The organism is Pseudomonas sp. GW822-FHT02E03 (genome assembly GCF_058802325.1).
Genome location: NZ_JBXAOA010000001.1, coordinates 77080 through 97545 on the forward strand (window position 1 = coordinate 77080; position 20466 = coordinate 97545).

Below are 20466 nucleotides of genomic sequence, written 5' to 3' on the forward strand. Positions count from 1 at the left end.
CCACCGTTATGCCATGCAGCGGCATGGCTATACGCAAAATCGAGCAAAAGATAAGAGCCCATGTCCCTAAAGACGCATTCGTTAAAGTCCGTCCTTGATCTAGCTGCACAGGTGAAAATCAGACGAGTTAATTCTCTTCACTCGAAATGTTTTACGGCCTAAAGCGGACGATCACGACCGGCAGCTATGGGCCGAGGGTGTGTAAAAACGTTTTTGAGTGCGACAGGTACTCAACACTGGACTGGAAATCGCGCTTCTACGCGAAATCCACATCTGCTGACGTGCCGATAAATTTCAGATTTAACGTAGACGCGCACACTTCAATTTTGGGCGAAGCGTTTTTACACACTCTGGGCCAAAAGCAGCCTTTATGGTCCTCGCTACACATTGCGCCGATCTCAAAGGTGCCCATCATCTAAGGTGTGGGGCAGCGTCTGGTCGAATCACTGTTCACTTACCACTTTGCAGGAAAGCAGTTTTTTCAAAACGTTCTGTGGATTGACAACGCTAGTCTTACGTCTAGATACTGTATAGGTAAAGTATCTGGAAACAAGGTGACAAATGAACGCCGTACACATTATTTTCGGCCCTCTCGGGGCCGGTAAGTCGACACTAGCTCGGCAGATAACGGCCCAGCTAAACGCTGTCAGCTTCTCGATTGATGAATGGATGCAGCGTCTATACGGCCCAGATCTGCCTCAGCCCCTTAGCCTGGAATGGGTGCTTCCCCGTGTTAGACGTTGCGAGGCGCAAATATGGGAAACGTGCGTGCAGGTTCTAGCGTCGGGCAAGGACGTGGTGCTGGATCAAGGCTTTATGACGAAAGCAGACCGCACTCAAATCCGACTGCAGGCCCACAACGCGGGCTATGAGGTGCTTAGCCACTTCGTAAATGCCGATAAGCCGCTACGCCGTGAGCGCGTATTGCAACGAAACCTGGAAAAAGGCGCGGGCTATTCGTTCGAAATAACGGCCCAAATGTTCGAGGCCATGGACGCACGCTTTGAACACCCATCCCCATCCGAACTGAAGGAGTGTTGCAATGTATGACTACACACCGGGTGCGGAAGGCACTTCGCCCTCAACACTTGAACGCTATATCCGCATATCCCGGGCATACACTGCCGCCACTCGGCGTATCGACGCCAAACTCTCCGCCGTGCATGGGTTGAGCTTTAGCGACTTCATGATTCTGCATCATCTTAAGCAAGCCCACGGCGGCAGGCTTCGTCGTGCAGATTTGGCAGAGTGCATGGGCTTAACCGCATCAGCCGTAACCAAGTCCCTTCTGCCCTTGGAAAAAATAGGTTGGGTATCTCGCCAAAGCGATCCCCGCGATGCGCGCGTTGGTTATGCGTGCTTAACCCCCGCGGGCGCGCAGCTCGTTGACGACGCGGTGCTGACTGCCGAGAGTTCGTGCCAGGAAGCTTACCAAGCCATCTTCGGCGAGATGACCGTCACCCTTGAGCCAACCGCCGCGAGAGAGTGATAGGTCGCTAAGACAAGTTACGCATATGCACTCGGGTAACCGAGAAGCATCCGACGGCATGTAGGCGGTTTGAGCACCGTATTTTTCCCGCTTCAAGGTCCGTTTTTGGCCGAAAGCTGACACGTCGGCCGAAATGAATCTGCCCCTTAAAAACCACTCCCCCACAAAAAAGCCCACTGACCGTCACCGATCCAGTGGGCTTTGCGATTACGCTTCTACTTACAAAGCCATATCCGTCGCAGCATTAGCCTTCGGCGCCTTGGCAGGAGCAGCCGGAGCAGCAGCCGGAGCCGCCACCTGACCAATCGCCGGCGGTGGAGTCAGCTCCAGCACCTTGGAGGTGTAAGCCCACTCTTCAGCCACTTTCGCAGGGTTGCTGTTCAGCTGAGTGCCATAGCTAGGCACGATCTGGTGCAGCTTTTCCTGCCAGGCTGGCGAGGCAACCTTGTCCTTGAACACTTTCTGCAGCACGGTCAGCATGATCGGTGCGGCAGTCGATGCACCTGGCGATGCGCCCAGCAGACCAGCGATGGAGCCATCGGCAGAGGCAACAATCTCGGTACCCAACTTCAGCACGCCACCGGCAGCTTCATCACGCTTGATGATTTGCACGCGTTGGCCGGCTTGCCACAGGCGCCAGTCTTCGGCTTTGGCGTTCGGGAAGTATTCTTTCAGGGCGTTGAGGCGGTCTTCGTCAGACAGCATCAGTTGGCCTGCAAGGTACTCGACCAGCGGGTATTCCTTGATGCCGACCTTGGTCATTGGCCACACGTTGTGCGTGGTCGTGGTGGTCAGCAGGTCCAGGTACGAGCCTTCTTTGAGGAACTTGGTGCTGAAGGTCGCGAATGGGCCAAACAGGATGACGCGCTTGCCGTCCAGGACACGGGTGTCCAGGTGCGGAACCGACATGGGCGGTGCGCCAACGGAAGCTTTGCCGTAGGCCTTGGCCAGGTGTTGTTCGGCCAGGGTCGGGTTTTCGGTCACGAGGAACGAGCCGCCAACCGGGAAGCCTGCGTATTCCTTGGCTTCAGGAATGCCGGACTTCTGCAGCAGGTGCAGTGCACCGCCGCCCGCGCCGATGAAGACGAACTTGGCGTCGGTTTCGGTTTTGGTGCCGTCTTTCAGGTTTTTGTAGCTGACGCGCCAGCTGCCGTCTTCGTTCTTGGTGATGTCTTGCACTTCGCTAGACAGTTTCAAGTCGAATTTCGGCGTGGTTTGCAGGTGCGCGACGAACTGGCGGGTGATCTCGCCGAAGTTGACGTCGGTACCGATCGGGCTCCAGGTGGCCGCGACTTTCTGGTTCGGGTCACGCCCTTCCATCATCAGCGGAACCCACTTCTTGATGACAGCCGGGTCTTCGGAGTACTGCATGCCGGCGAACAGCGGGCTCGCTTGCAGGGCTTCGTAGCGCTTCTTCAGGAACTTGATGTTGTCATCGCCCCACACAAAGCTCATGTGCGGAGTGGAGTTGATGAACGAACGCGGGTTCTTCAGCACGCCTTGCTGAACTTGCCAGGCCCAGAACTGACGGGAGATCTGGAAGGCTTCGTTGATTTCAACGGCTTTCGGGATCTGGACGTTGCCTTTGTCGTCTTCCGGTGTGTAGTTCAACTCGGCCAGGGCGGAGTGACCGGTACCGGCGTTGTTCCAGCCGTTGGAGCTTTCCTGGGCGACGCCGTCGAGGCGCTCGACCATTTCCATCGACAGACCAGGTTCCAGCTCATTGAGCCAGACACCCAGCGTTGCACTCATGATGCCGCCGCCAATGAGCAGCACATCGACTTTCTTTGCCTCTTCCGCGTAGGCGGACGTGATCCCCATCGACAAAGCCAGCCCCAGCAGGGCCGTGTTCAGTTTCTTAAACATCTGTAGCACCTATGATAAACGCCATCCGCCCTCAATCCTCAACATGAGCAACCCAAGAGTACGGGTACGCAGGCAGCGTGCCGTGGGTTCCTGCATCTACAAGGATTTGAAGGTGGGCACACAAGGCCGACGTGTCTCCATCGACCTCAGTTATATGTCCCTCGTGCACTGACTTTTTATCATTATTGGCTCAGTTACTTGAGCGACATTGATTCTGTCGGACGTCTGTGGACGTACGAACCGAATAAGTCAAACCAAGTTAATGCGACAGAATATCACGCCTCGGCCAGCCTGCGCGCCCGAAAGGACTCAACAGTCTAGTCGGGACGAGACCCGCGCCCGGCGTCTTTGCTCAAACGATCCAGCACAAACGCCTTGGCGTTACGCGTCATTTGGTCAAGATGCCGGTCCCGTTGCTTCTCTGCATCGATCATCGCCCGCTTGCCGTGTTTCTGCAGCAGGTACGTATGTATCTGCCGCACCTCCAGAGAACTGTAGATAGATGTGACATCCAGTAAGCCCATCAAGCCTTCGGTGCCGTGATCACGGGTGTTCATCAGCACCTGAGTGCCGCGCACGCCCAGCACCTGGAAGCCCATCGATTCGAACCAGGGCACCTTGGCGACGGTGCAGGTCAGTTCGGCATGCGGGTAGCGATCGAGCATGTCTTGCAGCATCGCCCGGGCAACGCCCCGCCGCCGCTGGCTGGCCTGCACCGCCATGTACGCCACGCCGCACGCCTCGGGATCGTCCTTGACCGGCAGGTACAGCAGAAAGCCGATGACCTGCTCAGGGTCTTCATCGTCCGTGGCGACGATCAGTTCGACCGCAATGCCTTTGGCGCCACTGAGCGCTTCGAGGTAGAGATGAACCTCATAGCCCACCGCGTATTGATAGACGTTGTACAACGGGTTGCTCGGCGCGATGCCCACCATGCTGATGTCGGTTAAATTGTCGACGACCATCTGCAGAATCTGGCTGTTGATGGGCTCTGGGCATGGGGTGGCAAAGTGGGTGAGCTGGGGCATTGCGTTTTAGACTCCGGGTTAAGCCCGCTATTGTCACAGATCGAGCCCTCGCAGGAAAATCAACGCTCGGGCGCGACGATGCGGAAGCGGATGTTGATGTCGTTGGAGACAACATTGTCCGCCCACTCCCCTTCGCCGATCTTGAAGTCCCTGCGTTTCACGATGATGTCGCCATCGAAGAGGCCGATGCCCTTCTCCGGCTTCAGCAATACCTTGACCTGCAACTCGCGCGTCATGCCCCTGAGCGTGAGGTTGCCGGTGATCAGGTAGCGGTGATTGCCCAGTGCTTTCACCCCGGTCGATTCAAAGGTCGCCACCGGATACTCCGCCGTGTTGAACCAGGCAGGCTTTTGCAGCTCGCTGTTGGCGTCGCTACCCCCGGCGTCGATGCTGGCAAGGTCGATGGTCAGCTTGGCGTGGGCCGCGGAGGGATTCGCCGTGTCGAAATCGAGCGTGGCGTCGAACTTGCCGAAGGTGCCGTACGCCCTGGAGCCGAACTGGTTATAGGTGAACGAGATCTTGCTGGCGGTGGTGTTCACCTGGGTGTATTCGACGGCGTGGGCGCAGGGCAAGGTGCCGACCAGGAGGATGGCGAGCAATGCGGCGAAACGCGGGAATCGAGGGGTCATGGGATTCTCCGGTTGAAGCGCCCTTCAGGGGTTGAAGTACCGCACCGACGTGGCTGCGATAGCTGGACTTAAGCAAATAATCGTTGGTTACGCTAGGTCCGGGGATAAATGCGATCTGTAGCAGCTGTCGAGCCCCGGCGAGGCTGCGTTCGGCTGCGAAGCAGTCGTAAAATCAGAAACTGCGGTACATCAGGTAGACCGCGTCAGCCGGATTCACGACTGCTTCGCAGCCGAACGCAGCCTCGCCGGGGCTCGACAGCTGCTACGGGCGAACGCAGGCTTCGCCAGCTGCTACGAGGGTTGCGTAGCGGCTTATTACGAATAAGCCCCAATCATCCACTTCACTTTTTCCAGCGCCTCGCGCAATGCGCCCATCTCCACGGAGCCCAGCGCCAGACGAAACGCATGCGGGACGTTGACTGAGGTGGCAAACGGTTCGGCGGTGGAAACCGAGACGTTTTCGCGCATCAACGCCATGGCGATCTGATCGGCCCTTGCGTCTTCCGACAACGGCAGCCAAAGAAAATACGACGAGGGATGGCGAATGCAGCGCAACCCCGCCAGTACCTCGCCGGCCACGACTTGCCTCGCTTGCGCGTCCTGGCGCTTCTCGGCTTCCAGTTGCATGACGGTGCCGTCATCGAGCCATGCAGTGGCGATCGCTGTCATCACGCCCGGGGTATTCCAGGTGGTCGCTTTGATCGTGCGCTCCAGCGCGGGCACGTGTTGAAGGGGGGCGACGACGAAGCCGACGCGCAGTCCGGTGGCCACGCTCTTGGAGAGGCCTGATACGTACACCGTTCTCTCAGGGGCGAGGTCCGCCAGCGGTGCGGGGGGATTCTCTGCCAGGAAGGCGTAAGCGGCGTCCTCGATGATCAATAGCCCATGTCGGCGCGCAATCGTCACCAGACAGTCGCGTTGATCGGCACTCATCACCCATCCCAGCGGATTGTGCAGGGTCGGCATCGTGTACACGGCCCGTACGCGCCTGTGCCGGCACAGGCTTTCCAGTGCCTCCAGATCAGGGCCATGATCGAGCACCGGAATGGGCACGATTTCAAGGTGCAGTGAGTCGGCCAGAGCCTTGAATCCTGAATAGGTCAAGGCATCCGCCGCAATCACGTCACCGGGTTGCAATAGCGCCATCATGGTCACGGCCAGCCCCTGCTGGGCACCGGTGACGATCAGCACCTGCTCCGCCTCAACCGCCAGGCCTCGGACGCGCAGATGTCGCGCCACAGAGGCACGCTCATGCAGGCGCCCCGCGTGTGGCTGGTAGCGCAGCAGCGATTCCAGATCGCCGGCTGATGCGAGCTGGCGCAGGGCATTTCGTAGCAGTTCTGCTTGCCCGGGAAGCGCCGGATAGTTGAAGTTCAGGTCCGTCATGCCGGCGGCAACGCTATGCTGGTCAATACTCTGGCCCGGCGACCACGAAGTTTCCCTCACAAAGGTGCCCCGCCCCATTTCCCCGCTGACCAGGCCCATGGCTTCCAGCTCCGCGTAAACCCGGCTAGCCGTCACCAGCGCCAGGCCTTGCGTTGCCGCCAACTGGCGGTGGGTCGGTAGGCGCGTGCCTGGCAACAGTCGTCCTGAGCGGATGTCCGCGGCAAATTCATCCACCAGTGATTTGTAGCGTGAACGAGGCATGCGCAAGTGTATCCATGACAATATTTTGATTGTATTGAGTTTCGTCCATAGGATGCCTCCCATGCAACCGGCATAAAGGGAGTTCTCAATGGAACGCACATCGAATCTGCAAACCCACACCACGGAAAAGACCGCGAGCGGCTGGCTCAACGGGTTCATCGGCGTGCTCATTTTCAGCGGCTCGCTGCCCGCGACACGGGTGGCCGTTCTGGAGTTTGACCCGGTCTTTTTGACGGTTGCCCGAGCCAGTATCGCTGCCCTTCTGGCGCTATGCATGCTGCTGCTTTTCAACGAAAAACGGCCAGCCAAGAGTCAGCTTCTCTCCCTGGCAATCGTGGCCTTGGGCGTTGTATTCGGGTTTCCGCTGCTGACTGCGCTGGCACTTCAGTATGTGACGTCTGCGCATTCCATTGTCTTCGTTGGCCTGTTGCCCCTCGCCACGGCAGCCTTCGGGGTCTGGCGCGGTGGCGAGCGTCCCCGGCCGGTGTTCTGGTTTTTCTCGGTGTTGGGCAGCCTGCTGGTGGTGGGGTTTGCCGTTTCCCAAGGCCTGAGCGCTTCGCCTGCGGGGGACATTCTGATGTTGCTGGCCATCCTCGCCTGCGGATTGGGCTATGCAGAAGGCGCGAAGCTTTCAAGAACACTGGGCGGCTGGCAGGTGATTTCCTGGGCCCTGGTGCTGTCGCTGCCCGTCATGGTCCCGCTGACCTGGTTCCTGGCCCCGCCTTCGCTCTCGGGAATCACCCCGACCGCCTGGTTCAGCCTGGCTTATGTTTCGCTGTTCAGCATGTTTCTCGGCTTCGTGTTCTGGTATCGCGGGCTTGCCCAGGGCGGGATTGCCGCCGTCGGTCAGCTTCAGCTGCTACAGCCGTTTTTTGGCCTGGCGCTGGCGGCCACGCTGCTGCATGAGCAGGTCAGCCTTGGCATGTTGGGTGTGACTGTTGCGGTGATTCTTTGCGTGATCGGTGCGCGCAAGTTCTCGAGATAGACGGCTCGCCGCCAGAAACCGACTGTTGGTTGGCCTGGCGGCCGCAGGAATACTAACCTTTTAAGGTAAGGCCTGAATCTGTCGTGGTGGACCGGCCTCCGAGACGTTCCCGGCCCACCGCAGTGCTCGATAGGAGGAATGAAAAATGGCCAATTTCGAGAAGAAAATGCCGGTGCAGACCGACGGCGAAAAAACCGATCAGCAACCGACGGTGGCAGACCCTTGGCGGCCCCTGGAAAGACTGCGCCAGCAGGTCGATCACCTGTTCGAAGACTTCAATCGTGGCTCGGGGTTGACCCCTTTCCGGCGTGGGCTGTTCGATGTCGAACCGTTCTGGAGTCGGGAATTTATCGGCCGCAGCCTGCCTGCGGTGGACATTACCGAGAAGGATGAAAGCTTCGAAATCACCGCCGAACTGCCGGGCATGGATCAGGAAAATATCGACATCAAATTGTCCAATGGCAACCTGATCATCAAGGGTGAAAAGAAAGAGGACAAGGAAGAAAAAAGAAAGGGCTATCACCTGTCAGAGCGTCACTATGGCTCCTTCCAGCGGGCGTTCAGCCTGCCTAAAGGCGTCGATGCCGACAAGATCGAAGCGAACTTCAGTAAAGGTGTGCTGAGTATTTCGCTGCCGAAGAAGCCCGAAGCCATGAACGCGGACAAAAAGGTGCAAATCAAATCAAGCTGAATCGCCCTTCGCGCGACAGAAAGCCCCTTGCCGGGAAACCGGCCAGGGGCTTTTTTTGTGGTCGCGAGGGCGCCAGGCAGAACCTGTCAGTCGACCCGGGGCAATGGCTTGACGATCGTCAGACTGGAGGGCGACCGGTTCAACACACTTTCGGCCGTACTGCCGATGAAAATATCGATCCCGCGATGGTAGGTTGTCCCCAGTACTACCATGTCGAAGGCATGTTGTTGTGCAAAATGTGCGATCACCTCAGGGGGAATCCCAGGCAGTAGATGTTGCTGTTGTTTCTCGATTCCATAGCGCTCGGCAAGCACCTCGAAGGCCTCCAGCTGAGCATCGATGACCGCGTCTCTCAAACTGCCATCCAGTGTCGCTGTCGGCACGTTCACCTCAGACTCCCCCAACTCCGACCAGCCGTCGACATTGAGCAGGTGCAAGGTGGCGCCGCAGGATTCAGCCAGCGTCGAGGCCAGGTCGAGAATCCGGTCATTAAGCCCTTGGGTCAGCGCCTCCAGATGGGACAGGTCGACGGTGGCGAGTATGCTCAACGGGTTTGCATTTGCAGCATCGGTGACCAGGTGCAAAGGGGCCGGACAGTTGCGCAGCAACTGCCAGTCCAGAGGCCGGTGAAAGACGCGATCGAGTGCCGACACGCGATGTGTGTCCTTGATCACCAGGTCCGCATGGAAGTCATTCACGTACTCAAGCAAATGCGCCAGGCTCGGTCTGGCCCAGACTACTTCAGTGGTCACCTGCAACCCTTCGCATCGTTGAAACCGGGCTTGCTGCTCCAGCCAGTGACGATGCACCTGCAAGTAACCTTCCCGCGCCTGGGCCATCGCGTCGTGGTCAAACAGGCCGGCCACCGCCAGTGCCTGGACATGATCGAAAGCGACGATGTGCAACATTGCACCGGTTGCACAGGCCAGGGCTCGCGCCCGATCGAAAGCCGGGGTGCGGACCATTTCGGTCGGGGCAATCAATAGCAGGCGTTGAATTTTCACCTCTACTCTCCTTGCAACATCCTGCCGGACTTGATCGCCAGCACACTGCAAGGCGCTCGATGCAAGAGCTGTTCGGCAATGGTTCCCAATAGCCTGTTCAACCCTGTGTGCTGCACCGTTCCCTTCACAATGTGCAGCGGCAATTGCATCGCGCGGGCCAACATGGCGGCCCGGTCGAACGCCGGAGTACGAGTCATGGCGCAAGGAGCGATCAACAGTAAACGCTGTGTCTGCGACATAGGGCACCTCGGCGTACGGCCATCTCGATGCAATGGGTAGAACCACAGAGTGAGCGCTTCAGAACCGAGGGATTTGATCTTTGTCAGCTATAGGGTCGACCGTTCTTCTGAATCGTCAGTTTGCTGGAAACAAACCCGAAAGCGACTCTACAACGCCCCCCACCACACGTCGGGGCGCATGCTGCATCACTCGCCAGGTTGATAAAGATCAATCCCGTTCCCCCCGTCAGTGACAGGATAAAAACAGGGCCTAGGTGCCCAAACGCATGGGTGCCATGGAGCACAGGTGTTTCCGCAGTTTTTAACAGGAGTTTTGTCATGTCTGAGCAATTACGCTTCATGCTGCTCGTCTCGCCGCTCATGGAAAACAGCCCCGCGTTCGATCGGGCCGCAGCGTTGGCCAAGGCCGCGGGCGCGGCCCTGCACATCGTCGCCTTCGATTACCTGGAAGGTTTGGCAACGGCCAGCCTGGTCAATGAACAAGTGCTGGAGCAGATGCGGCTCGGGTATGTCGAGCGCCATCGCCAATGGCTCGAAGAACAGGCCCGTCCCTTGCGTAAAATCGGTGTGCCTGTCACCACTGAGGTGGTTTGGGTAGAAAGACCGTTGCAGGAAATCCTCGTTCACCTCAAAGAACAGCCGATGGCAGTCCTGATCAAGGCCCTGGAGTACGAGTCGCTGCTGTCACGGATCATGTTCACGCCCCTGGATATTCATCTGCTGCGCGAATGCCCGGTTCCGCTGCATTTTGTCAGCCATGTGCAGCACGCGTTGCCACGCAAGATCGTCGCCGCGGTCGACCCCTTCCACAGCAATACTCAGTACAAGGATTTCAACGACAGGATTGTGCGCGAGGCGTCAAAACTGGCCAGTACCTGCAACGCCGAGCTCGATGTTATCTATGCCCATGACCTGTCATCGATCAGCGCGGACGAGTTCGATTTCGACAACAGCTCGACGTTTTTCTCTTCAGGCAAAGCCAAGACACTGTTCGACGCACAAGCCGATGCCTTCCGCGAACTGGCCGAACGCAACGGTATTGCGCCGGAGCAACAGCACATGATCATGGGCAACCCGGCCAAGGTCCTTACCCATTACGCCGATGCGTACAACGTCGATGTGATTGTCATGGGCCGGGTCGGCCATCGTGGCATGGGTCGACTGGTGGGCAGCACCGTGGAGCATCTGCTGTACAAAATGCCGTGCAGTGTATGGGTGGTTTCACCTGAAGATCTGTAGAGGGACGCTGCGACAGGCTGTGATGACAGTCTCTGGCGTTATGACCGTGGGGGTCTGATTTTTGCCAATTAATGACCGGTTAGTGATAGCCGGACACACTCACAGGTGCATGATGCTCGCGGTCACATTGATCAATACGCTGGTGGTGATCGTCGCAGTGGTAATCCACTACGAATGCCTGTTACGCCTCAATGACTGGTTGCCGAGGCTTAAACTCTGGAGCCGCTTCAGGATTGTCGTCGGGGTGTTCGGTGCTTTGCTGGCCCATGCCATAGAGGTGTGGTGCTTCGCGCTGGTCTATTACCTGATGGTGCGCTCCGGAGAATGGGGCAACCTGATTGGCAACTTCGATGGTTCACTGATGGACTGCGTGTACTTTTCATTCACCACGTACACGACAATCGGTTTCGGCGATATTTCACCCGTGGGCAACCTCAAGTACCTGACGGGTCTGGAGGCCCTGACCGGTCTGGTACTCATCACCTGGACAGCATCCTTTCTGTTTATCGAAATGCAGAAGTACTGGAAGCGCAAATAACCCGCCTTCCTTCCCTTGCACGGACCATTTGGCGTATGACAAGCATCAGACGGTGGGGGTCGACGCTGGACGACTACCGTGCAGATACCGCTCGAACCAGTCGCCAGCCAGCCTGGCGACTGTTTCAAGCGCGCCTGTTTCTTCAAAAAGATGCGTAGCGCCTGACACGACTTCCAGACGTTTCTCACACTGCAAGGCATGACTGCTTTGCACATTAAGATTGAGCACCACCGGATCCTGCTCACCGACAATCTGCAGAGTCGGTGCCTCCACGCGGGCCAGCGCCGCGCCCGCAAGGTCTGTCCGCCCTCCTCGGCTCACCACGGCATGCACCCGGTCCGCACGCTCGGCCGCTGCCATTAGCGCCGCAGCGGCACCGGTGCTGGCGCCGAACAATCCGATCCGAAGCCGTTGCAGTTCGGCATCCCGGCCAATCCAGTCGATCACCTTCACCAGTCGTCTGGAAAGCAGCTCGATGTCGAAACGCAGCTCCCGGGTCTGATTATCCAGGTGTTGCTCTGGCTCCGTGAGCAGGTCGAACAGTAATGTGCCCAGCCTCCGCCTGGCCAAAGACTCGGCAACTTGTTGATTACGCGGGCTTGAACGACTGCTGCCGCTGCCATGGACGAAGACCACCAGGCCGACAGCGTTCTTGGGCAGACGCAAGTCGGCAGACAGCGCCACCTCCCCCAGGTCCAGCTTTCGATAGCGAGCTTCAATCATTTCAATCCTCTTCTCCAGCCTGTGGGTAGCCGACGTCTTCACTGAATCACCCGTTTAGATTCCGCTCCTGAAGATTCGTTGCTGTCCACTGGTCCTCCCAGGCGCATGCCCCACACAGCCCTTACGCTATGATTCACCCATCGGCTCTGGACGGGAGACTGCCATGCCTAACCTGCCTGCGAGTCAGCGGTTGCGCTTGTACGACAGCGATGAACTCGATTGGGTGCTGCAGGCGATGGCGCGCCAGGCCGCAACCCTGTTGCCGCCCGCTCAAGCGGCACTGATTGGCATCCAACGCCGAGGTGAGCCCCTGGCACAGCGTTTACAACAACACCTGTCACGTCAGACCGGCCAGCCAGAACTGCCTCTCTACCCCCTGAAGGTCAAGCGCTATGCCGATGACCTCAAGGTGCTGCATGCACACACGGCACTGACCGAGAACCCGCTTCTCAACACCCTGGACCTTGCCAATACCACCCTGCTGGTTGTCGATGATGTGCTGTTTGAAGGCCATTCGCTCCTGCGCACCTGCGCGTACCTGGCGCAACTCGGTGCTCGTCGGGTCTACACGGCGGTACTGGTCGACCGCCATGTCTGCCAGCAACCGATCCATGCCGATATTGTCGGTGTGCACCTGCAAGTTGCCGCCCATGACATCGTCGAATGCAACGTGCCGCCCTACGAAATGGAGTTTTGCATTGAAGTGCTGCGTCATGGCGCAGCGCTTCACCCGCGAGGGAGAAGCTGAAGCAGGCTATCTTTATTAAAGGGGGTCGGCCGCTGGTCTGCGCAAACAGGGTGTCATCTTTCAATGACTTTTCATCCCCTGGGCGCCGGAACAACCCTGACCGCGCGGTCTGGGCCCGTTTAAAGACCCTGCGTTCCTACTCTGAGCCAAGGCCATGAAAAAGAACGACCAGTGGAACCTGTCCTACTTCGCGATCGCTTTTATCGTGCTGAGCCTCGCACAGATTTTCTTCGGCGAGCGCCAGGCGGTGCAGCCCCTCCCGTACAGCCAATTCCTGCAACTGTTGAACGAGCAAAAAGTCAGTGATTTGCGGGTCGATAAGGACCAGATCAGCGGCAAGTTGCAAGAGCCCATCGACGGACGCGAGCGGTTCTCCACCGTGCGGGTCGACCCGGCGCTGGCGACCGAACTGTCTCAATCGGGCGTCGGTTTTACCGGAACCACCGAAAACACCTTTATGAACAGCCTGTTGGGCTGGTTGTTGCCGTTTGTCCTGATCATGGTGTTCTGGAATTTCCTGTTTCGCGGGATGGCGGACAAACAAGGTCTTGGCGGGCTGATGAATGTCGGCAAATCCCGGGCCAGGGTGTTTGTCGAACGCGACACCGGGGTCACCTTCGCCGATGTCGCGGGCATCGACGAAGCCAAGGCCGAGTTGGTGGAGATCGTCTCGTTCCTCAAGGACAAGGACAAATACGCACGCTTGGGGGCGCACATTCCCAAGGGCACCTTGCTGGTTGGCCCGCCAGGCACCGGCAAGACCCTGGTGGCCAAAGCCATCGCAGGGGAAGCCGGTGTGCCGTTTTTCTCGATCTCCGGCTCCGAGTTCGTCGAGATGTTCGTCGGGGTCGGCGCAGCCCGGGTACGCGACCTGTTCGAGCAGGCCAGGCAGGCGGCGCCCTGCATCATCTTCATCGATGAACTCGACGCATTGGGCAAGATGCGCGGCGTCGGTACGCTGGGCGGCAATGACGAAAAAGAACAGACCCTCAACCAGTTACTGGCCGAGCTGGATGGCTTCGATCCCCGTGAAGGTGTCGTGTTGCTGGCCGCGACCAACCGGCCGGAAGTCCTTGATCCGGCGTTGTTGCGGGCCGGGCGCTTCGACCGGCAGATTCTGATCGACCGCCCCGATCGCAAAGGGCGGGAGGCGATCCTCAAGGTTCATATGCAGAAAATCACCGTGGAGCCAGGGCTCGATGGCGCGCGTATCGCCGAGATCACCACTGGTTTCACCGGCGCCGACCTGGCCAACCTGGTTAACGAAGCGGCCATTGTCGCCACTCGACGCGGTGCCGAAGCGGTCAGCCTGAACGATTTCACCGCGGCGGTAGAACGCCTCATCGCGGGGCTCGAACGCAAGAGCAGCCTGCTCGATCCTGACGAGCGCCGGGTGGTGGCCTATCACGAAATGGGGCATGCCCTGGCCGCCAGCACGCTGCCGGCGATGGACCCGGTGCATAAAGTGTCGATCGTGCCCCGCGCCATCGGCTCGCTCGGCTATACCCTGCAACGACCGACCGAGGATCACTTCCTGATCAGTTGCCAGACCCTCAAGGACCGGATTGTCGTGCTGATGGCCGGGCGCGCCGCCGAGGACCTTGTCTATGGCCAGATCTCCACCGGGGCCGCCGATGATCTGGGCCGCGCGACTGATATCGCCCGCCAATTGATCACCCGGTTTGGCATGAGCGCCGAACTCGGACAATCGGTGCTGGAGCGGCAAAACGCAACGTACCTGGGAGACCGCATGGCCACGGTAGGCGAGAAGGATTATTCGGAACAGACCGCCCGGGAAATCGACCTGGGTATCCGCGCCCTGCTCGATGAAGCCTACCAACGGGCCAAGGCATTGCTGGAGAGTCGCCGGGCCGACCTGGATGAGGGGGCCCGCCTGTTGCTGGAAAAGGAAACCCTCACCCCCGAGGAATTCCCGCCGCTGATGCCGTTGAAGCCACCCCCGGCATTACCGCGACCGTGACGCACCGATCAATCGTTGGTCGGCGCAACAAGGACACACCTTTTTCCGCTCGTCGACTGCCTCCGTAAACGCCCGATTGAAACAGTGATCCGAACTATGCTTTACCCCACTCTAAGGGGGCTCTATGCGATGCCCGAAACCCGACCCTACCAACATCATTATCTGAAGGCCGCGTGCTCCAACTGCAGCGTCCTGGAGTTGTGCCTGCCGATCGGCTTGACCGGCCAGGAGGTCGAGCGGCTGGATACCCTGATCGTTCAGCGGGTAAAGGTGAAAAAAGGTGCCGCCCTGTACCGGGCCGGTGATCCGTTGCGCTCGCTGTATGCGGTACGCATTGGTGCATTCAAGACCAGCATGCTGTCGGTCGATGGCCGCGAGCAGGTGACCGGTTTTCAGATACCCGGCGAGATGCTCGGTCTGGACGCCATCAGCGACGATCGGCACACCTGCAGCGCCTTTGCCCTGGAAGACAGCGAAGTCTGCCCCCTGCACTACTCACAACTGGAGAAACTCGCCCAGGAGTTGCCCTCACTGCAACACAACATGAACAAGCTCCTGAGCCGGGAAATCGTTCGTGATCACAGCATGCTCATGATGATGGGCAACATGAACTCCGATGAACGCCTGGCGGCCTTCCTGCTGAACCTGTCGCAACGGCTGAGCATTCGCGGGTACTCGTCCAGAGACTTCGTGCTGAAGATGCGCCGTGAAGAGATCGGCTCGTATCTGGGCCTGCGCCTGGAAACCATCTGCCGGGGCATCGCTCATCTGCGGGATCAGGGGTTGGTCGAGATTTGCGGGCGTAACGTCAAAGTCCTGAATCTGGACGGGCTCAAGCAATTGGTCGTCGGCTGTCACCGGCAGTCGCCCCCCTGACGCCCCAGGTGCATCGGCTTTTGGAGAATTATCATGCGCGCGATGGTTTTGCATGCCCCCGGCCAGCCGCTGCAACGGGAGGAGCGTGCCATCCCGATACCCGACGCACACCAACTGTTAATCAAAGTCCTGGCCTGTGGCGTGTGCCGCACCGACCTGCATCTGGTGGATGGTGAATTGCCGCAAGCAGTGCTGCCGCGGGTGCCGGGCCATGAAATCGTCGGTGAAGTGACGGCGGTGGGTGCCAACGTCGCGCCCGACTGGGTCGGTAAACGCGTGGGCGTTCCCTGGCTCGGCTGGACGTGCGGTGAGTGCACATTCTGCCGCTCGGGCCGGGAGAACCTCTGCGATCGCGCCCGGTTCACCGGCTGTCACCTGGATGGCGGTTATGCCGAGTACACCGTTGCCGACGCCCATTTCTGTTTTCCCATCCCGGACGCGCTCTCGGCCGCCGAAGCCGCACCGTTGCTGTGTGCCGGGCTGATCGGTTTTCGCGCCTTGCAAATGGCCAAAGGGGCGCGTCATCTGGGTCTCTATGGCTTCGGCGCGGCGGCGCATCTGGCAATTCAGGTGGCACGGGGCCGGGGGCAGCAGGTGTATGCCTTCACCCGTCCGGACGACAGCGAGGGCCAGGCCTATGCCCGAACCCTGGGCGCCGAATGGGCAGGCCCCTCGGATCAACCGCCGCCTCACCCGCTCGACGCCAGCCTGATCTTCGCCCCCGTCGGTGCGCTGGTGCCACCGGCGCTGGAGGCCACCGTCAAGGGTGGCTGTGTGATTTGCGCGGGCATCCACATGAGCGACATCCCCAGCTTCCCTTATCGATTGCTGTGGGGCGAACGCAGCATCCGTTCAGTGGCAAACCTGACTCGCGAGGACGGCACGGCGTTTTTTGCAGAGCTGCGTCATACGCCCGTGCACAGCGATGTCACCTGTTTCGCCCTGGACGATGCCAATCAGGCACTGGCCAGCCTGCGGGCCGGTCAGGTCAAAGGCGCGATTGTGCTCATCCCCTGATACGCGATCCCGGCTGTTTGACCGCCAGAATACTGCCCGGCACCGAGTAAAGCGCTCGTTCCGTGTTGCTGCCGATCAACCGATCGAACCCCACCCGATGCACCGTTCCCATTACAACGACATCGACCAGATACTCCTCGACAAACTCACTCAGCACCGGCGCCGGCAGGCCCATGATGAAATGCCGGCGCTCCGGTGGCACGCCATAGCGATCGGCCAGGCTGACAAACGTCTGGTGCAGGGATTGCCGCAGCTCCTCCATGAAGTCCACGTTCCACCCGCCGCTGACCAAGGGCGCATCGCCATTGAAGGCCGGCGACAAGTCATACGCGTACAGCAGATGCAGCGGTACATCGCATTGCAGGGCCAGTGCATTCGCCGATTGAATGATGGTGTCGTTGAGGCCACTGATTTGCGTCGAGGGGTCGAACGGATCCACTGCCGCCACGATCCGGTGCGGCAAAGCGTGACGGGCCTCATTGACCAGATGCACCGGCACTTGGCATTCGCGCAGCAGATGGCAATCCAGAGGGGTGACAAACACGCGCTTGAGCAGCGGCTCCAGCGTGACGTCCTTGATCAGCAGGTCGGGCTTGAGATCTTCGACGCACCTCAGGATGTCCAGCAATGGATGAGTGGTAAAGACCACTTCCACGCTCACTTTCAGTCCCTCACCGCTGAGGCGCTGAATTTCTTCCGCCATCCAGCGGCGATAGCGGCGCAGATAGCGCTGGTACTCCGCCTCATCGGTTTTTTCTTCCCACAAATGGATGATCGGGGCCGGTTCTATGAACGCCCGCACATCCAGAATCGCCCCGCTGACCTTGGCGAGGGCAACGGCGCGCTGCAAGGCCGGGGATTGGTACAGGGTTCGGTCGGCGATCAGCAACACACGTTGATATTGACCCATAACACACCTCGATTCGGTGCCGGTCCAAAGCGCCGGTATGTTCCCAGACTGCGCTCGTTGCTCCCTGCCCCGGTTGATTTACATCAGATGCGAGCGTTTGAGCCTGCCTGTCACGAGTGTCTGATCCAGATCAGATTCAAGCGCCGCCAGCGGCGTAGAAAGAAATGAACCGCGTGGTTCGTTGCGACGCGCGAGCCTTTCAACCCGGATGGAGAATTGCACCATGCTCACTGTTAAAGACCACAATGACCGAGCGGCCGCCGCCTACGCTGCCGTCTCCGGACAGTACTGGATTGAAGCGCTCAGGGACGGGCGCCATGTGCTGATCCGGCCGCTGACAGAAAAAGACCGCGAACGTGAATATGCTTTTATCAAGCAGCTGTCCCCGGAGTCGCGGCACATGCGCTTTCTGGCGCAAGTCAATGAGCCCGGCACGGCCATGCTCGACCAGTTGATGGATGTCGACGGCAAGAAGCGGTTGGCTTACATCGCCCTGGTCCATGACAACGGCAAACTGATTGAAATCGGTGTCAGCCGCTATGCCGCCACCGCCGACAACGAGTGTGAATGTGCCGTGACGGTTGCCGATGAATACCAGCATCTGGGCTTGGGCACGACGCTGATGGAGCATTTGATCAAGGCCGCGCGCAAGAATGGTTTTCGTCAGATGTATTCCGTCGACGCCGCCAGCAATGCACCCATGCGCGATTTGGCCAAAGCCTTGGGCTTTGAGACCCGTCACGATCCCGATGACAGTCGTCAGGTCATTCATAGCCTCTATCTGTAAAAAAACGCCCCTCGGCGTCATTGGATCCGCCGAGGGGTGTTTCAACACTCAGGGCTCTAACAACGAGTGCCGACCCGCCGTTCGGTGTTTTTTTCAACGGTGTCCGCCAACAACGCTAGGCTTACAAACAATGTGGTGATCATCGCCATTTTGCAGGGAGCGCAAAAATGGAAATCATTAACCGCTGGCAAAATCTCTCCCTCAGGATGGCCCAGGGAGGAATGCCGCAATGAAGCTTTCCAATCATTACAAATGGACTGCCTTGGGCGCCATTGCGCTGACTCTTTTCAGCGTACTGATATTTTTGCTGATCAAATCCTATTCCTACGACACATCGACCTACTTCGAGTCGCGCGACTTCGTTCGCCAACTCAAGCAGTACGATGCCAACTGGAACGTGAAGATTCTGAGAGCCAAAATCGGCCTGAACGACAATTTGTTTCTGGGAGCACCCGCTGAAGCAGAACAGCGATGGGCGCAGCTCGACAACCTCAATACAACCGGCCCCCTCTCGACCCTTTGGCAAACTCGACGCCAGGGTTATCTGGATGCGTTAGAAAACAAAACCCGACTGGTTGAGCAATTCAAACAGCACAATACGGCCTTGCGAATATCATTCGAGGCCCTGCCTGAGCTGGAAGATAACATTCGGGGGTTGCTGGAAGATTTCAACGACAAACGCCCGAAAGTGGATGCTGTGGCGGCCTCAGTGGTGTTCGATGTTACGTTGGATACCCTTGAATACGCCCTCTATGTCTCCAGCGAAAGGGCTGAGGAAATCTCTGGGCATATGAAGTATCTGAATGACTACATCAATCAACTGCCGCTCGAACAGCGCCCGCCTTTCACTGCCTTTGTAGACGCGGTAAATGCCATTGTTCGAGAACAGCCCATCGTCAATGATCTGCTTGATCGCATCAGTGTGATTCCGGTCGCACGGCAGTTGGACAGCATCAACGAATTATTGAACGAGAAACAACGGCGCACCAGCGCGACAGACCGCCAATATCACCTTTACCTGGGCATATGCGCCGGCATCATGGCCCTGCTGTTGTTGTATCTGGCCGGCCGCCTGATTCGCAGTTATGCCCTGATCAACAAAATGAACAGTGAGTTGCAAACGGCAAACGAGCGACTGGAACAACGCGTCGAAGAACGCACCCGCGAACTGCTGGAAGCCGAGCGCGAACTGGTCGATGCCGCGCGAATGGCCGGCATGGCAGAGATCGCGACCAATGTGCTGCACAACGTCGGCAATGTGCTGAACAGCGTTAACGTCTCGGCAGATGTAATCACCCGCAAATTGGCAGCCAGTAAAACCCTCGGCCTGGGTAAAGCGGTGAAAATGATGAACGAACATGCCGAAGACCTGGGGCAGTTCATCACGTGCGATGAAAAAGGCAAATTGCTCCCCCTTTACCTCAATCAACTGGTCGACTCCATTGCGCTCGAGCAATCGAGCATCGTTGACGAGCTGTCGCAACTGACCAAAAGCATCGATCACATCAAGGACATCGTTTCCACTCAACAGGCCTATGCCGGTGCGGCCAGGCTGGTCGAGCCGTTGAACGTCGTCGATCTGTTCGAGGATGCGTTACGCATGAATTCCGGCGCCTTGAGCCGGCACCATGTCGTCGTCACCAAGGACTACCAGGACGCACCGACGATCATCGGCGACAAACACCGACTGCTGTTGATCCTGATCAACCTGATCAGCAATGCCAAATATGCAATGTCCAAGGTCAGCGACCATCAGCGCCATATGACGCTGGGCGTCAAGATTATCGATAACGCAATACTGCGCCTCAGCGTAGAGGATCAGGGCGAAGGAATCGCGGCCGAGAACTTGACCCGAATCTTCAATCACGGCTTCACCACCCGCAAGGAAGGTCATGGTTTTGGCCTGCACAGTTGTGCGCTCGCGGCGGTGGAGATGAATGGGCACCTTCGCGTCCATAGCAATGGACCGGGCCAGGGAGCGCTTTTCACCCTGGAGATACCGCTGGAGACTGCCGACGCATTGCCGACCGCCGGAATGTCAGTCAGTTAAACGCAGAACCTGTGGGAGC

The 20466-nt window shown here is 58.6% G+C and carries 20 protein-coding genes; 12 read left to right on the top strand and 8 right to left on the bottom strand.

Annotated features, from left to right (window positions below; genetic code table 11):
• Positions 1-561: 561 nt before the first annotated feature.
• Both AC1RQB_RS00355 and AC1RQB_RS00360 read left to right on the top strand, forming a co-directional pair.
• Positions 562-1050, top strand: coding sequence for a P-loop nucleotide/nucleoside kinase family protein (locus AC1RQB_RS00355; protein ID WP_063343206.1), 489 nt, complete (start codon positions 562-564; stop codon positions 1048-1050).
• The gene (locus tag AC1RQB_RS00360) at positions 1043-1489 is read left to right on the top strand and encodes a MarR family winged helix-turn-helix transcriptional regulator (RefSeq protein WP_008070874.1); all 447 of its coding nucleotides are present in this window, start codon (positions 1043-1045) and stop codon (positions 1487-1489) included. The genes AC1RQB_RS00355 and AC1RQB_RS00360 overlap by 8 nt, the downstream gene beginning before the upstream one ends.
• A 219-nt stretch (positions 1490-1708) precedes the next feature.
• Here the strand turns inward: AC1RQB_RS00360 and mqo are convergent, their stop codons facing one another.
• The 4 genes from mqo to AC1RQB_RS00380 all read right to left on the bottom strand — a co-directional run bounded on the left by mqo (position 1709) and on the right by AC1RQB_RS00380 (position 6659).
• Positions 1709-3355: a malate dehydrogenase (quinone) gene (gene mqo, locus AC1RQB_RS00365; RefSeq protein ID WP_063343205.1), complete on the bottom strand. Its 1647-nt coding sequence runs from the start codon at positions 3353-3355 to the stop codon at positions 1709-1711.
• A gap of 317 nt (positions 3356-3672) precedes the next feature.
• Positions 3673-4383: a GNAT family N-acetyltransferase gene (locus AC1RQB_RS00370; protein ID WP_063343204.1), complete on the bottom strand. Its 711-nt coding sequence runs from the start codon at positions 4381-4383 to the stop codon at positions 3673-3675.
• 59 nt (positions 4384-4442) lie between these two features.
• On the bottom strand, positions 4443-5012 hold the full coding sequence (locus AC1RQB_RS00375; protein ID WP_063343203.1) for a YceI family protein: 570 nt from the start codon (positions 5010-5012) through the stop codon (positions 4443-4445).
• Positions 5013-5327: 315 nt separating this feature from the next.
• On the bottom strand, positions 5328-6659 hold the full coding sequence (locus tag AC1RQB_RS00380) for an aminotransferase-like domain-containing protein (RefSeq protein WP_063343202.1): 1332 nt from the start codon (positions 6657-6659) through the stop codon (positions 5328-5330).
• 88 nt (positions 6660-6747) lie between these two features.
• Between AC1RQB_RS00380 and AC1RQB_RS00385 the strand changes: the two genes are divergently transcribed.
• Together AC1RQB_RS00385 and AC1RQB_RS00390 are read left to right on the top strand one after the other, a co-directional pair.
• The gene (locus AC1RQB_RS00385; RefSeq protein WP_063343201.1) at positions 6748-7644 is read left to right on the top strand and encodes a DMT family transporter; all 897 of its coding nucleotides are present in this window, start codon (positions 6748-6750) and stop codon (positions 7642-7644) included.
• Positions 7645-7789: 145 nt separating this feature from the next.
• Positions 7790-8335, top strand: coding sequence for an Hsp20/alpha crystallin family protein (locus AC1RQB_RS00390; protein WP_008070889.1), 546 nt, complete (start codon positions 7790-7792; stop codon positions 8333-8335).
• An 86-nt stretch (positions 8336-8421) separates the two neighbouring features.
• Here the strand turns inward: AC1RQB_RS00390 and AC1RQB_RS00395 are convergent, their stop codons facing one another.
• Positions 8422-9339: a universal stress protein gene (locus AC1RQB_RS00395; RefSeq protein ID WP_063343200.1), complete on the bottom strand. Its 918-nt coding sequence runs from the start codon at positions 9337-9339 to the stop codon at positions 8422-8424.
• A 2-nt stretch (positions 9340-9341) separates the two neighbouring features.
• Positions 9342-9578 (bottom strand): universal stress protein, encoded by a 237-nt coding sequence (locus AC1RQB_RS00400; protein ID WP_063343199.1) that lies wholly within the window; start codon positions 9576-9578, stop codon positions 9342-9344.
• Positions 9579-9896: 318 nt separating this feature from the next.
• On the opposite strand from AC1RQB_RS00400, the gene AC1RQB_RS00405 reads away from it, so the two are divergent.
• Positions 9897-10817, top strand: coding sequence for a universal stress protein (locus tag AC1RQB_RS00405; RefSeq protein WP_008070895.1), 921 nt, complete (start codon positions 9897-9899; stop codon positions 10815-10817).
• 112 nt (positions 10818-10929) lie between these two features.
• The gene (locus AC1RQB_RS00410) at positions 10930-11355 is read left to right on the top strand and encodes a potassium channel family protein (protein ID WP_008070896.1); all 426 of its coding nucleotides are present in this window, start codon (positions 10930-10932) and stop codon (positions 11353-11355) included.
• 45 nt (positions 11356-11400) lie between these two features.
• On the opposite strand, the gene AC1RQB_RS00415 is transcribed toward AC1RQB_RS00410, so the two are convergent.
• Complete coding sequence (locus AC1RQB_RS00415) at positions 11401-12078, bottom strand: dienelactone hydrolase family protein (protein WP_063343198.1); 678 nt, start codon at positions 12076-12078, stop codon at positions 11401-11403.
• Positions 12079-12241: 163 nt separating this feature from the next.
• Between AC1RQB_RS00415 and AC1RQB_RS00420 the strand changes: the two genes are divergently transcribed.
• From AC1RQB_RS00420 to AC1RQB_RS00435, 4 genes are all read left to right on the top strand, one after another.
• Entirely contained in the window at positions 12242-12826 is a 585-nt protein-coding gene (locus AC1RQB_RS00420; RefSeq protein ID WP_063343197.1) for a phosphoribosyltransferase family protein, read from the top strand.
• A gap of 154 nt (positions 12827-12980) precedes the next feature.
• Positions 12981-14807: an ATP-dependent zinc metalloprotease FtsH gene (ftsH, locus tag AC1RQB_RS00425; RefSeq protein ID WP_207267347.1), complete on the top strand. Its 1827-nt coding sequence runs from the start codon at positions 12981-12983 to the stop codon at positions 14805-14807.
• A gap of 129 nt (positions 14808-14936) precedes the next feature.
• Positions 14937-15683 carry a fumarate/nitrate reduction transcriptional regulator Fnr gene (gene fnr, locus AC1RQB_RS00430; protein ID WP_063343196.1) on the top strand — a complete coding sequence of 249 codons (747 nt, stop codon included), beginning with the start codon at positions 14937-14939 and terminating at the stop codon, positions 15681-15683.
• Positions 15684-15716: 33 nt separating this feature from the next.
• Complete coding sequence (locus AC1RQB_RS00435; protein WP_063343195.1) at positions 15717-16700, top strand: zinc-dependent alcohol dehydrogenase family protein; 984 nt, start codon at positions 15717-15719, stop codon at positions 16698-16700.
• On the opposite strand, the gene AC1RQB_RS00440 is transcribed toward AC1RQB_RS00435, so the two are convergent.
• Positions 16690-17610, bottom strand: coding sequence for a universal stress protein (locus AC1RQB_RS00440; protein WP_008073964.1), 921 nt, complete (start codon positions 17608-17610; stop codon positions 16690-16692). The two genes, AC1RQB_RS00435 and AC1RQB_RS00440, sit on opposite strands and share 11 nt — an antisense overlap.
• A 223-nt stretch (positions 17611-17833) precedes the next feature.
• Between AC1RQB_RS00440 and AC1RQB_RS00445 the strand changes: the two genes are divergently transcribed.
• Together AC1RQB_RS00445 and AC1RQB_RS00450 are read left to right on the top strand one after the other, a co-directional pair.
• Positions 17834-18397, top strand: a complete 564-nt coding sequence (locus tag AC1RQB_RS00445; RefSeq protein WP_063343194.1) for a GNAT family N-acetyltransferase — start codon at positions 17834-17836, stop codon at positions 18395-18397.
• Positions 18398-18626: 229 nt separating this feature from the next.
• Positions 18627-20447: a DAHL domain-containing protein gene (locus tag AC1RQB_RS00450; protein WP_063343193.1), complete on the top strand. Its 1821-nt coding sequence runs from the start codon at positions 18627-18629 to the stop codon at positions 20445-20447.
• The last annotated feature ends 19 nt before the right edge of the window (positions 20448-20466 follow it).